We start from the raw sequence: 14,902 nt of genomic DNA on the forward strand, positions 1-14,902 counted from the left end.
CTCCTGTTCAGTGCGCCATACCGTTATCGGTCAATATCGGCGCACAGCACCCATAGCGCACGCCTGGGCGGCCCGTACGGGTCTCCCTCCCGCTTTGGTCATGGCCGTCCAAAGCTGAACCAAGTGGCGCCCCTCCCCCGGGTCAAAGGGCAAAAGTCCAGATCAAAGGCGTCAACAAAACATTGACGCCGACTGAACCGGCGCAGAAAAGTCCCCAATGTGACCTCGTCTACGCCTTCCGCCACCGCACCCCTGGTGGCGGCCGATTCCGGTGCCGAACCGCCGACGCCCACCGCGCCGGCCCGTGGCGGCACCGGCCGCTCGCCGGGGCGGATCGCCTGGCTGCGCTTCCGGCGCGACCGCACCGGGCTCGTCTCGGCCGTCGTGGTCGTGCTGTTCTTCGTCGCGGGCATCGCCGCCCCGCTGATCGCCAAGGTCTACGGCAAGGACCCGTACACGACGTACGGCCAGAACGGCACCGGGCTGCTCAACGAGTTCGGTTTCCCGATCCGACCCAACGGCGGCATCAGCGGCGACTTCTGGTTCGGCGTCGAGCCCCAGCTCGGCCGGGACGTCTTCACCCTGCTGCTGTACGGCATCCGCAACTCGCTGCTCATCGCCACGGTGACGACCGTGCTGGTCACCCTGCTCGGCATCGTCGTCGGCATCACGGCCGGCTACATGGGCGGGCGGATCGACGGCTTCGTCGGCCGGGTCATCGACATCCTGCTGGCGTTCCCCTCCACGCTGTTCTTCATCGCCTTCTGGCCGGTGATGATCTCGATCTTCGTGTCACCGGAGGAGAACACCCCGACCTGGCTGACCGTCGTCAGCCTGATCTCCGTGATGACCGCGTTCGGCTGGGCGCCCATCGCCCGGCTGCTGCGCGGTGAGGTGCTCGCCCTGCGCGAGCGGGAGTTCGTGGAGTCCGCCAAGGTCACCGGGGCCTCCCCGGCCCGGATCATCTTCAGGGAGCTGCTGCCCAACCTGTGGACCCCGGTCCTCATCCAGGCGACCCTCGCGCTGCCCATGTACGTCACCACCGAGGCGGCGCTCGCCTTCCTCGGGGTCGGGCTCAGCGACCCCACTCCCGACTGGGGCGTGATGATCCAGCGCGGGGCGCAGGTCTACCAGAACGACATCACCTACATGCTCTTCCCCGGCCTGTCGATGGTGATCTTCGTGATCGCCTTCAACCTCCTCGGCGACTCCGTGCGCGACGCGCTGGACCCGAAGACGAGGCGCTGACCCGAGCGCCTTCGCCACCCGCACCGGCCCCCTAGAAGACACACCCCTTCTCCTTGATTCAGGCAGGACACCCCATGTCTCTCTCCCGCAGAAACTTCGTCATCGCCACCTCGGTGGCCGCCGGCGGCTCCATGGTCCTGTCCGCGTGCAGCAGCGGCGGGGGAGGCGGTGGCGGTACGTCGGGGGGCGGCGCGGCCGGGACCAACAAGTACTCGTCGGTCACCATCGGCACCAAGGAGGACTCCACGGGGCCCGCGCCGGAGATCCCGGGCGCGAAGAAGGGCGGCACGATCCGGCCGATCGGCCCGCAGGACTTCTCGCACCTCGACCCGCAGCGCATCTACTACTCGTGGAACTCCGAGGTCGGCAACCTCTACATCCGCTGTCTGACCGGCTACCGCATCGACGGCGGCGCGATGAAGCTCGTCGGCGACCTCGCCACCGACACCGGCACGATGGCGGACGGCGGCAAGACCTGGACCTTCACCCTGAAGGACGGGCTGAAGTGGGAGGACGGCAGCGAGCTGACCGTCGAGGACGTCCGGCACGGCATCGAGCGCGGCTTCGCCAGCTTCACCACCGAGGGCGCCACCTACCTCCAGGCCGCGCTGACCGGCAGCAACGACTTCCGCTCGGTCTACAAGGGCCCGTACGACGGCAAGCACCTCGACTCGGTCGTCACGGACACCGCGAAGAAGACGATCACCTTCCACCTCAAGACGGCCCGCCCGGACCTCAACTGGACGCTGGCCATGCAGTCGTACGGAGCGGTGTCCGCGAAGCACGACACCAAGGAGAAGTACGACAAGGACCCGTTCTCCTGCGGGCCCTACCGGCTCTCCGCGCACTCCGTCGACAAGTCGCTGACGATGGTCCGCAACACGCACTGGGACCCGGCGACCGACCCGATCCGCAACGCCTACCCGGACTCGTTCGCCTTCGAGTTCGGCCCCGAGGCGCTCCAGACCACCGACCGGCTGATCGCCGACTCCGGGACCGACCAGTACGCGGTGATGGCGTACAGCGGGGTGCCCGCCGAGCGCATCCAGAAGGTGCTGACGACGCCCGCGCTGAAGAGCCGTACCGTCGACGGGCTGCTGACGGGCCTGTACTACTACGCCATCAACTGCAAGCGGATCACCGATCTGAAGGTCCGTCAGGCGCTCAACTACGCCTGGCCGTTGCAGCAGATCCGGACCATCTACGGCGGCCCGTCCGCAGGTGACTACGCGACCACGATCCTCGGCCCCGACATGGCGGGCCGGGTGAAGTTCGACATCTACGGCAAGCTGACGAAGCCGCAGGGCGACACCGCGAAGGCCAAGGCGCTGCTCAAGGAGGCCGGCAAGCTCGGCCAGAAGATCGTCTACACCTATCCGCAGGGCGGCAACGACGCCTACGAGAAGACGAAGGTCGTCATCGCCAACGCCCTCAAGGAGGCGGGCTTCGACCCGGTCGTGAAGCCGGTCGAGTCGACCAGCTACTACGACCAGGTCCAGCAGATCGACAACTCCTTCGACGTGATGTGGTTCGGCTGGTCCCCGGACTGGCCCACCGGCTACACGATGATCCAGCCGCTCTTCGACGGCCGGACGATCGCCAACGGGGCGAACAACGTCTCGCAGCTGAAGGTGAGTTGGGTCGACGCGGCGATCGACAAGGCGGCGGCGTTGACCGACCAGACGAAGGCGAACGCGGCGTGGGCCGCGCTGGACAAGGAGCTGATGGAGAAGGAGGCGCCGATCATTCCGGAGACTTATCAGCGGCGGTTCTATCTGTACGGGAGCAAGGTCGGCGGTACTGAGTACGACCCGCTGAACTCGTCGTTCGTGCTTTACAAGTTGTTCGCGAAGTCGTAGGTCGTTCGTCTGCTGCGGGCCGGTGGGGGCTGGTCGCGCCCACGCGGCGGAGCCGCAAATCAATACAGCCCCGCGCCCCTGAGGGGCGGCCCCCAGCGGGGCGCCCCGACCCGCCCACCCGACCACCCCCGGCTCCGGTCCCACCCACCAGGGACCGGTGTCGGGGGTTTCGCCAGGGAAACCGATCGCCATGTTCCGTTTTGTCCTCCGCCGGACGTTCAGTGCGCTGATGATCCTTCTCGTCATCAGTGCGATCACCTTCGTCCTCTTCTACGTCGCCCCGCGCGACCCGGCCCGCAGCGCCTGCGGCAAGCTCTGTACGCCGGAGACGCTCGCGCTCGTCCGGCGCAATCTGGGCATCGACGATCCGCTGCCGGTGCAGTACTGGCACTGGCTCGCGGGTGTGTTCGTGGGCCGTGACTACGCCGGCCTCGGGCACTGTGCGGCGCCCTGCCTCGGCTACTCCTTCACCAACCACGAGCCGGTCCTCGGCCTCATCACCAACCGCTTCCCCACCACGCTGTCCCTCGCCCTCGGCAGCTCGGTGGTGTTCGTGGTCCTCGGTGTCGGTACGGGCATGCTGGCGGCGGTGAAGCAGGGCCGGGCCCTGGACAAGATCGCGTCGTCGATCTCGCTGGTCGGCTCGTCGCTACAGATCTACATCGTCGGCGTGGTCGCCATGTACTACCTCTCCGACCAGTGGGGCATCCTCCCCCGCCCCCAGGACAGCGTCGGCTTCACCCAGGACCCGGCGGCCTGGTTCAAGGGCCTGCTGCTGCCCTGGTTCGTCCTCGCGATCATCTTCACCGCCAACTACACCCGGATGACCCGCTCCCAGCTCGTGGAGACCCTCGCCGAGGACTACGTCCGTACGGCCCGCGCCAAGGGCCTGTCCCGACGCACGGTGTTCTTCCGGTTCGCCTGGCGGGGCGCGATGGGCCCGATCGTCACGATCCTGGGCCTCGACATCGGCTATCTGCTCGGCGGGGCGATCATCACGGAGGAGACCTTCGGCCTGCACGGCATCGGCGCCCTGTCCATCAAGGCGGTACGCGACAACGACCTGCCGCTGCTGCTGGGGGTGGTCCTGGTGGCCGCCGCGGCCATCGTCGTCGCGAACATCGTGGTGGACGCGGTGTACGCGCTGATCGACCCGCGGATCAGGCTGGCGTAGAGGGGACCTGGTGACCTCGATGGCCGAGCCGACCGCTGTTCCCTTCCTGTCCGTACGGGACCTCCGCGTCCACTTCGCCACCGACGACGGTGTCGTACGGGCGGTCGACGGGCTCTCCTTCGACGTGGAGCGCGGCCGGACCCTGGGCATCGTCGGCGAGTCCGGCTCGGGCAAGTCGGTGACGAACCTGGCGATCCTGGGCCTGCACGACCGTGCGCGCACGACGCTGGCCGGGGAGATCGTGCTGGACGGCAAGGAGTTGCTGACGGCGCGGGAACGGGAGCTGGAGCGGCTCCGGGGCAGCAAGATGGCGATGATCTTCCAGGACGCGCTGGCGTCCCTGTCGCCGTACCACACGGTGGGCAGACAGATCGCGGAGACGTACGCCAAGCACACGGGCGCGTCCAGGCGGGAGTCCAGGGCGCGGGCGGTGGAGATGCTGAGGCGGGTGGGCATACCCCAGCCGGTGCGCCGCGCGGACGACTACCCCCACCAGTTCTCCGGCGGTATGCGCCAACGCGTGATGATCGCCATGGCGTTGGTGTGCGACCCGGAGCTCCTGATCGCCGACGAACCGACGACCGCCCTGGACGTCACGGTCCAGGCCCAGATCATGGACCTGCTGGGGGATCTCCAGCAGGAGTTCGGCACGTCGATCGTCTTCATCACGCACGACCTGGGCGTCATCTCCCGTATGGCGGACGACATCCTGGTGATGTACGCGGGCCGGGCGGTGGAGCGCGGCACCCGGCGCGAGGTGCTGCGGTCGCCGCAACACCCGTACACCTGGGGCCTGCTGGGCTCGATGCCCACCCTGAGCGCCCCGGTGGACGTCCCGCTGTCCCCGATCCCGGGGATGCCTCCGTCACTCCTGGACCCGCCCCCGGGCTGCCGCTTCGAGCCGCGCTGCGCGTTCCGGGAGCAGGTGCCGGCGGGGCGCTGTGCGAACCGGCGGCCCGATCTGCCCCGTACCGCCGGCCATGGCGCGGCCTGCCATCTGACGTCGGCGCAGCGCGTGGAGTACCACGCCGACTACGTCACCGCCGAGGTGTGCTGAAGCTGTTCAGCCCAACTCGCCGCGCTCCACGCAGAATTCGTTGCCCTCGGGGTCGGCCATGAGGGCCCAGCCGCCGCCGTCGGGCCTGCGGTGGTCCGCGACGAGCCGGGCCCCGAGGGAGATCGCGCGTTCGACCTCCTCGTCCCGGGTGCGGCCGTGGGGCTGTAGGTCGAGGTGGACGCGGTTCTTGGCGGTCTTGCCTTCCGGCACCCGTACGAAGAGGAGCCTGGGGCCGCCGGCCGGGTCCGCGATCAGGGCTTCCGGGTCGCCGGGTTTGTCGTCGTCGGCGAGGGGGCGGCCCAGCAGGCGGCTCCAGAACAGGCCGAGGTCGTAGGGGTCGTTGGTGCAGTCGAAGGTGATGCTGTGGACGGTGGAGAAGGACAAGCCGGCCTCCGGGCCTTGTGAGGGACGTCGCGTGCGAGCGTCCCGGACGCGGGGGCGGAAGTCGAGCGAATATGTGTCTGCGGGGAGGGGTTCGGGGTACGGCGGTTCGATGTCGGCTGCCAGCCGGTGGGGGCTTGTCGCGCAGTTCCCCGCGCCCCTAAATGCAGGCCCGCCTCGCCCTAGCTGCGGGCATGCGTGCCGCCAGGGGCGGCACGGGTGGGAGCAGGCGGCACCCCGTTGGCGCCGGGCTGCGTGAACCCCCTTGAACAGCGCGCCCTCGCGCCCCTGGAAGAGCTCCTCCCGGCGTTCCTGAGGCGCCGGCGTCGGGGGCGGGGGCGGCGGTTCGATGTCGGCTGCCGGCCGGTGGGGGCTTGTCGCGCAGTTCCCCGCGCCCCTAAATGCAGGCCCGCTTTGCCCTAGCTGCGGGCATGCGTGCCGCTAGGGGCGGCACGGGTGGGCGCAGGCGGCACCCCGTTGGCGCCGGGCTGCGCAAACCCCCTTGAACGGCGCCGCCCAAGGACACCTTTCCCGCACCCCCGTGAAAGCGTCTCCCCGCGCCCCTGAGGCGTCCTCGGCGGGGGGCGGGGCCACTGGCCCCGCGGCCCCCTTCTCGCTACTTGCCTGGCGTGTCCTCCGCCTCCAGGGCCTTCAGGGCCGGGTCCAGGACGACGTCCGCGTCGCGGGCCTCTGTTGTCGGGTCCTCCGGGAAGTGGCAGGCCGTCAGGTGGTTCTCGCGGTTGCCGGAGATCTGGACCAGCGGGGGCTCCTCGCTCGCGCACTTGTCCTGTGCCTTCCAGCAACGCGTGCGGAAGCGGCAGCCGGACGGCGGGTGGATCGGCGACGGGACGTCACCGGCGAGGCGGATGCGCTCGCGGGCCTCCGTCTCGTCGTCCATCGCCACCTCGGGCACGGCGGAGAGGAGAGCGTGCGTGTACGGGTGGCGCGGGCGGTTGTAGATCGAGTCCCGGTCGCCGACCTCGACGATCTTGCCCAGGTACATCACCGCGACGCGCTGCGAGAAGTGCCGGACGATCGCCAGGTCGTGGGCGATGAACAGGAACGCGATGCCCATCTCCTCCTGGACCTTCTTGAGGAGGTTCACCACCTGGGCCTGGATGGAGACGTCCAGCGCGGAGACCGGCTCGTCCGCCACGATCAGCTTCGGCTGGAGGGCGAGCGCGCGGGCCACCCCGATGCGCTGACGCTGACCGCCGGAGAACTCGTGCGGGAAGCGGTTGTAGTGCTCGGGGTTCAGCCCGACCAGCTCAAGCAGCTCCCGGACCTTCTTCTCCCGGCCGCCCGTCGGCTCGATCCCGTTGACCTCCATCGGCGACTTGATGATCGTACCGACGGTCTGGCGCGGGTTCAGGGAGCTGTACGGGTCCTGGAAGATCATCTGGATCTCGGAGCGGACCGGCGCCAGCTGCTTGCGCGAGGCGTGCGTGATGTCCTGGCCCGAGTACGTGATCTTGCCGCCGGTCGGCTCCAGGAGCCGGGTGATGAGCCGGCCCGCGGTCGACTTGCCGCAGCCGGACTCGCCCACCATGCCGACGCTCTCGGCGACCCCGATGGTCAGATCGATGCCGTCGACCGCCTGCACGGCGCCGACTTTTCGTTTGATCGGGAAGCCGCCGTAGATCGGAAAGTGCTTCGTGAGGCCCTCGACCTTGAGCAGTTCCTCGGTCGACGTACCGGTGGAACCCTGCTGTGCGGGGAGGGTGAGATTGTCGCTCATGTCGCGGTGCTCCCTAGCGCAGCCGGGGCTGGATCTTGTCGATGAAGATGGTCTGCTTCTGCTCCGCCGACAGATGGCACGCGGAGGCGCGCCCGTCCGCCAGCGACGGCCGTACGTCGGTGCAGAGGCTCCCCGACACCTCGCCGGTGAAGGCGCAGCGCGGGTGGAAGGGGCAGCCCGAGGGCGGGTTGAGCAGTGAGGGCGGCGAGCCGGGGATCGGCGTCAGCGCCTCGTTGATGTCACCGTCCAGGCGGGGCATGGAGCTGAGCAGGCCCCAGGCGTACGGGTGCTGCGGCGTGCGCAGGACCTCCTTGACGGTGCCGCGCTCGACGGCCCGGCCGGCGTACATCACCAGCAGATCGTCGGCCATGTTCGAGATGACGCCCAGGTCGTGCGTGATGAAGATGATCGCGGAGCCGAACTCCTGCTGGAGGTCCTTGAGCAGGTCCAGGATCTGGGCCTGCACCGTCACATCCAGCGCGGTGGTGGGCTCGTCGGCGATCAGCAGGTCGGGGTCGCACATCAGCGCCATGGCGATCATCGCGCGCTGGCGCATACCGCCGGAGAACTGGTGGGGGTAGTCGTCGAAGCGCGTCTTGGGCTGCGGGATGCCGACCTTCTCCAGCATCTGCACGGCCCGGTCCTTGGCCTCCTTCTTGGAGGCGCCGGTGTGCTTCATGAACGGCTCGGACAGCTGGCGGCCCACCGTGTAGTACGGGGAGAGCGCGGTCAGCGGGTCCTGGAAGATCATCGCCATCTTGTTGCCGCGGAGCTGCTCCAGCTCCTTCTCCGTGGCGGTGACGAGTTCCTTGCCGTCGAGGACGATCTCGCCGTCGACGGTGGTGCTCCTCGGGTTGTGCAGACCGAGGATCGTCAGGTTCGTGACGGACTTGCCCGATCCGGACTCGCCCACGATGCCCAGGGTCTTGCCGCGCTCGACGTCGAAGGAGAGCCCGTCGACCGCCTTGACGATGCCGTCCTCGGTGGAGAACTGCACCTTGAGATCGCGGACCGAGAGGAAGCTGTCCGGACCGGTCGGGGCCGGTGCGCCCTCGGGCTTGGTCAGTGTGGTCACGGTGGTTCGTTTCTTCCTAGGAGAGCCGGACGCGCGGGTCGATGTAGGCGTACACGATGTCGGTAAGAATGTTCAGGAGCAGGATGAAGAAGGCCCCGAACAGCATGACGCCCATCGTCAGCGGAAGGTCCTTGGTCACCGCGCCGTTCACGGCGAGGCGGCCGATTCCCTGGAGGGAGAAGGTCAGTTCGGTGACGACACCGCCGCCGAGCAGGGCGCTGATGTCGATGCCGAGCACGGTGACGATCGGGATGAGCGAACCGCGCCAGGCGTAGCGGAAGAAGACGTACTTCTGCGACATGCCCTTGGCTCGGGCGGTGCGGACGTGTTCCTCGGCGAGCTGCTCGATCATCGAGGCGCGTGCCATACGTGTGTACTGCGCGGTGAAGATGGTGGCCATGACGACCATCGGGATGGACAGCCCGACGAGCCAGCCGACCGGGTCCTCGGTGAACGGCACGTACTTAGGGTCTTCCATCCAGCCGGTCTGGTAGACGAGGACCGTCAGCGCGATCGGGCCGAGGAAGTAGATCTGGAACGAGCTGAGCACCATGGACGAACCGGTGGCGACCTTGTCGACCAGAGAGCCACGCTTGTAGGCGGCGATCATGCCGGCGCCGAGACCCACGATCAGGAAGACGGCCAGCGCGCCGATCGTCAGCGACAGGGTCAGCGGGAAGCGGTCCATGATCGTGTCCCAGACCATGTCGCCCGAGTAGAACGACTGTCCGAGGCAGGGGGCGGCGCAGTGGCCTGTCGGGAAGTCACGGCCCATCACGATGCCGGACATGAAGTCCCAGAACTGCTGCGCGATCGGCAGGTTGAGACCGAGGGCCGTCCGGATGTCTTCGAGTCTCGCGGGCGAGCAGTCCTTGCCACAGGCCAGTGAGGCGTAGTCGGAGGGCGCGGCGACGAACAGGAAGAACGTGGCGGCGCCGATCAGGAACAGAGTGACGACGGCACCGACCGTGCGCCGGAGGATGAACTGAAACATGGCGGGGGGCTGCTCTCTGCGGAGACGTGCGGAGTCGGGATGGGACCGGGTTCACGGAACCGCGGGGGTGCGCTCCGCCTGGTGCGCACCCCCGCGATCAGCCGTAGCGAGTTACGACTTCAGGAACAGTCGGGTGACGTCGATGTAGCTCGACTCGGTGCTGTAGCGGGCACCGCCGATGTTCGAACCGTAGAGCTGGAACTGCTTGGTGTACCAGAGCGGAGCGGCCGGGTTGACCTTCTCCAGGATGTAGTGGTGCGCTTCCGTCCAGGTCTTGGCGGCAGCGGTGGGCTCCTGGGTCAGGGCCGTGTTGATGAGCTCCTGGACCTTCGGGTCGTTGATGTGCGAGTAGTTCGGCGAACCGTCGGCGACCTGGGAACCGTCGTACACCGGGGTGACGACCGTGCCGGCGGACGGCCAGTCCTGGCCCCAGCCGGAGATGTACATGTCGTACGGGTTCTTGACCTTGCCGATCTGCTCGTAGTAGCTCGCGGAGTCGACCTCCTTGGCCACCACGTCGATGCCGATCTTGGTCAGCGCGTCCTCGATCGCGACCTTGCGCTTCTGGCCGGCCTCGCTGTTGGAGTACGCGTAGACGAGCTTCTTCTCGGCGGCCGGAACGTCCTTGAGGAGTTCCTTGGCCTTCGCGATGTTGCCCGCCGGCGTCTTCAGACGGCCGTACGGGTCGTAGCTGGCCTCGTAGCCCGGCAGGGTCGGGGCGAACAGGTTCGGGGCCGCGTCGCCACCGTAGGCACCACCCTCACCGGCGATGAGCGACTTGGAGTTGACGCCGTAGGTGATCGCGTCGCGGACGGCCTTGTTCTTCACCCGGTCCAGGTTGAACGTCAGCGTCATGACGTAGGGCTGGTAGCCCTTGATCGTGCGCTTGTTGACGGCGGGGTCGCCGATGACGTCCTGGATCTGGGTGGCCTCGACGGAGCCGGTGAGCTGGATGGCGTTCTTGGAGCCGCCCTGGTCGGCGATGAGCCGGCTGGTCTGGGTGGACTCGGTGACGCCGAAGTCGAAGTTGAAGCCGTCGACGTACTGGTGACGCACCGAGTCGGTCTTCGGGTCCCAGTTCTCGTTCTTGACGAGCTTCATGGACTTGCCGGCCTTGTACTCGGAGATCTTGTACGGGCCGGTCGAGACCGGGGCCGTGTCGTACTTCGCCTTCGTGTCGGTCTTCTCCGGAACGACGGAGTAGCCCGGCATGGCGAGCGTCTGCGGAAGGTCCGGACGCGCCTTGTCGAAGTGGAAGATGACCGTCTTGGCGTCCGGGGTCTCCAGGACGGTGTCCGGCAGGTGCTTGGAGCCGAAGCCGCCGTCCGGCAGCGCCTTGCGGTAGTCCGCGCCGCTCAGCCAGGTCTGCAGGTAGGTCGGGCCGTCGAAGATGAACTCGGCGTACTGACGCTCGACGGTGTGACGGATGTCGGCGGACGTGATCACGTTGCCGTTCTGGTCCTTCACGCCGTCCTTCAGCGTGTACGTCCAGGTCTTGCCGCCGTCCGAGGACTTGCCCGAGTCGGTCGCGAGGTCACCGACGACCGAGGTGCCCCCCTTGCCGTCCTCCTCGAAGTTGGTCAGACCGCGGTAGAGCAGGTTGGCGACCTGGCCGGCGTCCGAGACGTAGATCTGGCCCGGGTCCAGGTGCGAGAGGCCCGCCTCCTGGTAGACCTCGACGGTGCCGCCGCTCTTGGCGCCGGGCACCTCCTCGGCGGGGCCGGTCGACGCGGCAGCGTCGCCGTAGACGACCGCCTTCGACTGCTCGGAGGCCTCCGCCTGGTCCTTCTTGGAGTCCTTGCCGGAGCTGCCGCCCTTGTTCTCGGAGCAACCGGTGAGCGCGAGGGAGCCGGCCGCGATGGCGACCACGATGGCCCGCGTTCTGCGCGAGTTGAACGACTTCATGTGGCTAAAGCACCTACCTGTCGGTTGTTATCCATGAGTACTGCCTGACGCGGCTGGTAGGCCGACGCGGGGGCGGCAGTCACCCCCCACCAATGGACGATCAGCGTCCGGACTTGGGGTCGAACGCGTCCCGAACGGAGTCTCCGAGGAGGTTGAAGCACAGGACGAAGATCACCAGTGCCGTGCCCGGGAAGAACATGAACGCCGGATCCTGCTTGGCGTAGTCGGAGGCGGCGGCGAACAGCCGCCCCCAGTCCGGGGTCGGTTCGACGAACCCGACACCGGCGAACGAGAGGAACGCGATGGTCAGAATGGTGCTGGGCAGCTGGTACGTGAACTGCACCAGGATCGGCGAGACCACGTTGGGCAGGATCTCCTTGCGGACGATCCGCCACGGCGAGGCCCCGGAGACCTTCGCGGCCTCCACGAACTCGCGTTCACGCAGCGACAGCACGGTCGAACGGACCAGGCGGGCCATGCCCATCCAGCCCAGCACCCAGAGCACGATCAGGATCGCCAACGCGCGGAAGTACGTGGGGGTCTCTTCCCGCGGGTCGACGAAGAACGCCGTGACCACCGGCATGAACGCGATGAAGAACAGCTGTGAGGGGAAGGAGAGGAAGAAGTCGGTCACCCGGCCGACCCAGTAGTCGACCCGGCCGCCGAAGTAGCCGCCGATCATGCCGATGAGCACACCGGTGACCATCACCAGCACGGTCACGGCCAGCGCCATGAACAGCGAGGTGCGCATGCCGTACATGAGCATGGCGAACAGGTCACGGCCGTACTGCGGCTCCACACCGAACCAGTGGGTGCCCGAGACACCGCCGAAGTAGCCGAGCGGCAGCCCGAAGTCGTCCAGGACCGGACTGGTGTCCGTGTACGTGGGGTCCTGGCCGTACAGCGTGTAGGGGTTCGTCCCGCTGAGCTTGGTCAGCAGCGGAGCCGCCAACGCGATGACGAAGTAGAAAATCACTACCACGGCACAGATCACACCGGTACGGTCACGCTTGAAGCGCAGCCACATCAACTGCCCGGGAGAACGACCCTCAAGGCTCTTCGCGGCCTTGGCGGGCTCAGGCTTCGTATCGAGCTCGGGGTCCAAGGCGATCGAGGGCCCGGAGCCTTCAGCCTTGGCTGGACTGGTCATGTGTGTTCTTCCCCCGGGGGGTTGGAGAGTTGAGCGCAGCACAGATACCGGCGGGTTCTGTGGTTTGGGGGAACTTTCGCCAAGTAAGTCAACGCGCGTCAAGGCCGGAAGGCATAGGGATGTCCCTACCGTCGAAATTTTGAGCAAAAATTGCAAAGATTGACACCTGGGCGCGCTTGACACGTCGAACAGTAAATCCACCAAACGGACATACTAGGATCGTTTTCTGTTTACATGTCCGAAACTTGATCGTTGGTTCACCGGTATCCGAACAGCGTTCCACAGCCCACGGACAGAGATGTCGGCAGGGGGCCGAAACTGTTTCCGACCGGGTATATGCGGACACGCCGAAGGCCCGGTCCCCACCTGGGGGGACCGGGTCCTCGTGACGTCGGATCAGCCGTGCTTGGCGCGGCTCGCGGAGCGGGCGCGCTCGCGGGCGTCCAGGTTCACCTTGCGGATGCGAACCGCCTCCGGGGTGACCTCGACACACTCGTCGTCGCGGCAGAACTCCAGGGACTGCTCCAGGGAGAGCTTGCGCGGCGGGACGATCGCCTCGAACGAGTCGGCCGAGGACGACCGCATGTTCGTGAGCTTCTTCTCCTTGGTGATGTTCACGTCCATGTCGTCGGAGCGCGAGTTCTCGCCGACGATCATGCCCTCGTACACCTCGGTGCCGGGGTCGGTGAACAGCACACCGCGCTCCTGGAGGTTCGTCATCGCGAACGCGGTGACGGCGCCGGCCCGGTCGGCCACCAGCGAACCGTTGTTACGGGTCGCCAGCACACCGAACCAGGGCTCGTGGCCCTCGTGGATGGAGTGCGCGATACCGGTGCCGCGCGTACCGGTCAGGAACTCCGTACGGAAGCCGATGAGCCCGCGGGAGGGCACGACGAACTCCATGCGGACCCAACCGGAGCCGTGGTTGGACATGTTGTCCATGCGGCCCTTGCGGACGCCCATGAGCTGCGTGACCGCACCCATGTGCTCCTCGGGCACGTCGATCGTCATGCGCTCGACGGGCTCGTGGACCTTGCCGTCGATCTCCTGCGTGACGACCTGCGGCTTGCCGATGGTCAGCTCGAAGCCCTCACGGCGCATCTGCTCGACCAGGATGGCGAGCGCCAGCTCACCACGGCCCTGGACCTCCCAGGCGTCGGGACGCTCGGTGTCGAGGACCCGCAGCGAGACGTTACCGATCAGCTCGCGGTCGAGACGGTCCTTGACCTGACGGGCGGTGACCTTGCGGTCCTTGACCACGGCCTTGTTCTCGGCACCCTTGCCGGTGCCGCCGCGGCCGACCATCGGCGAGGTGTTCGTACCGATGGTCATGGAGATCGCCGGCTCGTCGACCGTGATGAGCGGCAGCGCGATCGGGTTCTCGGGGTCGGCGAGGGTCTCGCCGATCATGATGTCCGCGATACCGGCGACGGCACAGATGTCACCGGGGCCCGCCATCTCGGCCGGCTTGCGGGTGAGCGCCTCGGTCATCAGCAGCTCGGTGATGCGCACGCTGGACATGGAGCCGTCACGCTTGATCCAGGTGACGGTCTGGCCCTTGCGCAGCTCGCCCTGCTCGACGCGGAGCAGCGCGATACGGCCGAGGAAGTTGTCCGCGTCCAGGTTGGTGACGTGCGCCTGGAGCGGGGCCTCCTCGTCGTAGGACGGGGCCGGGACGTGCGACAGGATCGTGGAGAAGAACGGCTCCAGGCTGTTGCTGTCGGCCGGGACCGTGCCGTCCTCCGGCTTGGTCAGCGAGGCGACACCGTCACGCGCACACGCGTAGACGATGGGGAACTCGATCTGCTCCTCGTCCGCGTCCAGGTCCAGGAAGAGGTCGTAGGTCTCGTTGACGACCTCGTCGATCCGGGAGTCGGGGCGGTCGGTCTTGTTGATGCAGAGGATGACGGGCAGACGCTGCTGGAGCGCCTTGCGCAGGACGAAGCGGGTCTGCGGCAGCGGGCCCTCGGAGGCGTCGACGAGCAGAACGACGGCGTCCACCATCGACAGACCGCGCTCGACCTCGCCGCCGAAGTCGGCGTGGCCCGGGGTGTCGATGATGTTGATGGTGATGACGTCCCCCCCGTCCTTCGGGTGGTACTTCACCGCCGTGTTCTTGGCGAGGATCGTGATGCCCTTCTCACGTTCCAGGTCGTTCGAGTCCATCATGCGGTCGTCGAGCGACTCGGCGGCGTGCGCGGCGAAGGCACCGGCCTGCTTCAGCATGGCGTCGACCAGTGTCGTCTTCCCGTGGTCGACGTGGGCGACGATGGCGACGTTGCGGATGTCGTGGCGCGTGGCCATAGTGCGGCGTACTCCCG

11 protein-coding genes are annotated in these 14,902 nt (G+C 67.5%); 4 read left to right on the plus strand and 7 right to left on the minus strand.

The genetic code is table 11. The features are described 5' to 3' along the window. Positions 1–219: 219 nt before the first annotated feature. The 4 genes from OG787_RS15540 (at position 220) to OG787_RS15555 (ending at position 5,338) form a co-directional block, all read left to right on the plus strand. Complete coding sequence (locus tag OG787_RS15540) at positions 220–1,248, plus strand: ABC transporter permease (RefSeq protein ID WP_405535511.1); 1,029 nt, start codon at positions 220–222, stop codon at positions 1,246–1,248. A 74-nt stretch (positions 1,249–1,322) separates the two neighbouring features. Next, complete coding sequence (locus OG787_RS15545) at positions 1,323–3,107, plus strand: ABC transporter substrate-binding protein (RefSeq protein WP_369034926.1); 1,785 nt, start codon at positions 1,323–1,325, stop codon at positions 3,105–3,107. A gap of 190 nt (positions 3,108–3,297) precedes the next feature. Then, complete coding sequence (locus OG787_RS15550; protein WP_405535512.1) at positions 3,298–4,281, plus strand: ABC transporter permease; 984 nt, start codon at positions 3,298–3,300, stop codon at positions 4,279–4,281. Positions 4,282–4,300: 19 nt separating this feature from the next. Beyond that, positions 4,301–5,338, plus strand: a complete 1,038-nt coding sequence (locus OG787_RS15555) for an ABC transporter ATP-binding protein (protein ID WP_405535513.1) — start codon at positions 4,301–4,303, stop codon at positions 5,336–5,338. Positions 5,339–5,344: 6 nt separating this feature from the next. Here OG787_RS15555 and OG787_RS15560 read toward each other — a convergent pair whose 3' ends face one another. The 7 genes from OG787_RS15560 to typA form a co-directional block, all read right to left on the minus strand. Continuing rightward, on the minus strand, positions 5,345–5,722 hold the full coding sequence (locus OG787_RS15560) for a VOC family protein (RefSeq protein ID WP_369034928.1): 378 nt from the start codon (positions 5,720–5,722) through the stop codon (positions 5,345–5,347). Positions 5,723–6,335: 613 nt separating this feature from the next. Continuing rightward, complete coding sequence (locus OG787_RS15565) at positions 6,336–7,457, minus strand: ABC transporter ATP-binding protein (protein ID WP_369034929.1); 1,122 nt, start codon at positions 7,455–7,457, stop codon at positions 6,336–6,338. Positions 7,458–7,470: 13 nt separating this feature from the next. Beyond that, positions 7,471–8,532 carry an ABC transporter ATP-binding protein gene (locus OG787_RS15570; RefSeq protein ID WP_369034930.1) on the minus strand — a complete coding sequence of 354 codons (1,062 nt, stop codon included), beginning with the start codon at positions 8,530–8,532 and terminating at the stop codon, positions 7,471–7,473. Between the two features lie 16 nt (positions 8,533–8,548). Beyond that, positions 8,549–9,526, minus strand: coding sequence for an ABC transporter permease (locus OG787_RS15575; RefSeq protein ID WP_405535514.1), 978 nt, complete (start codon positions 9,524–9,526; stop codon positions 8,549–8,551). 111 nt (positions 9,527–9,637) lie between these two features. Continuing rightward, complete coding sequence (locus OG787_RS15580; protein WP_369034932.1) at positions 9,638–11,431, minus strand: ABC transporter substrate-binding protein; 1,794 nt, start codon at positions 11,429–11,431, stop codon at positions 9,638–9,640. Between the two features lie 100 nt (positions 11,432–11,531). Beyond that, the gene (locus OG787_RS15585; protein WP_369034933.1) at positions 11,532–12,581 is read right to left on the minus strand and encodes an ABC transporter permease; all 1,050 of its coding nucleotides are present in this window, start codon (positions 12,579–12,581) and stop codon (positions 11,532–11,534) included. A 396-nt stretch (positions 12,582–12,977) separates the two neighbouring features. Further along, complete coding sequence (gene typA / locus OG787_RS15590; RefSeq protein WP_389348557.1) at positions 12,978–14,885, minus strand: translational GTPase TypA; 1,908 nt, start codon at positions 14,883–14,885, stop codon at positions 12,978–12,980. Positions 14,886–14,902: the final 17 nt, after the last annotated feature.

The sequence above is a fragment of the Streptomyces sp. NBC_00075 genome (assembly GCF_045041225.1).
Taxonomy (GTDB): Bacteria; Actinomycetota; Actinomycetes; order Streptomycetales; family Streptomycetaceae; genus Streptomyces; species Streptomyces adonidis.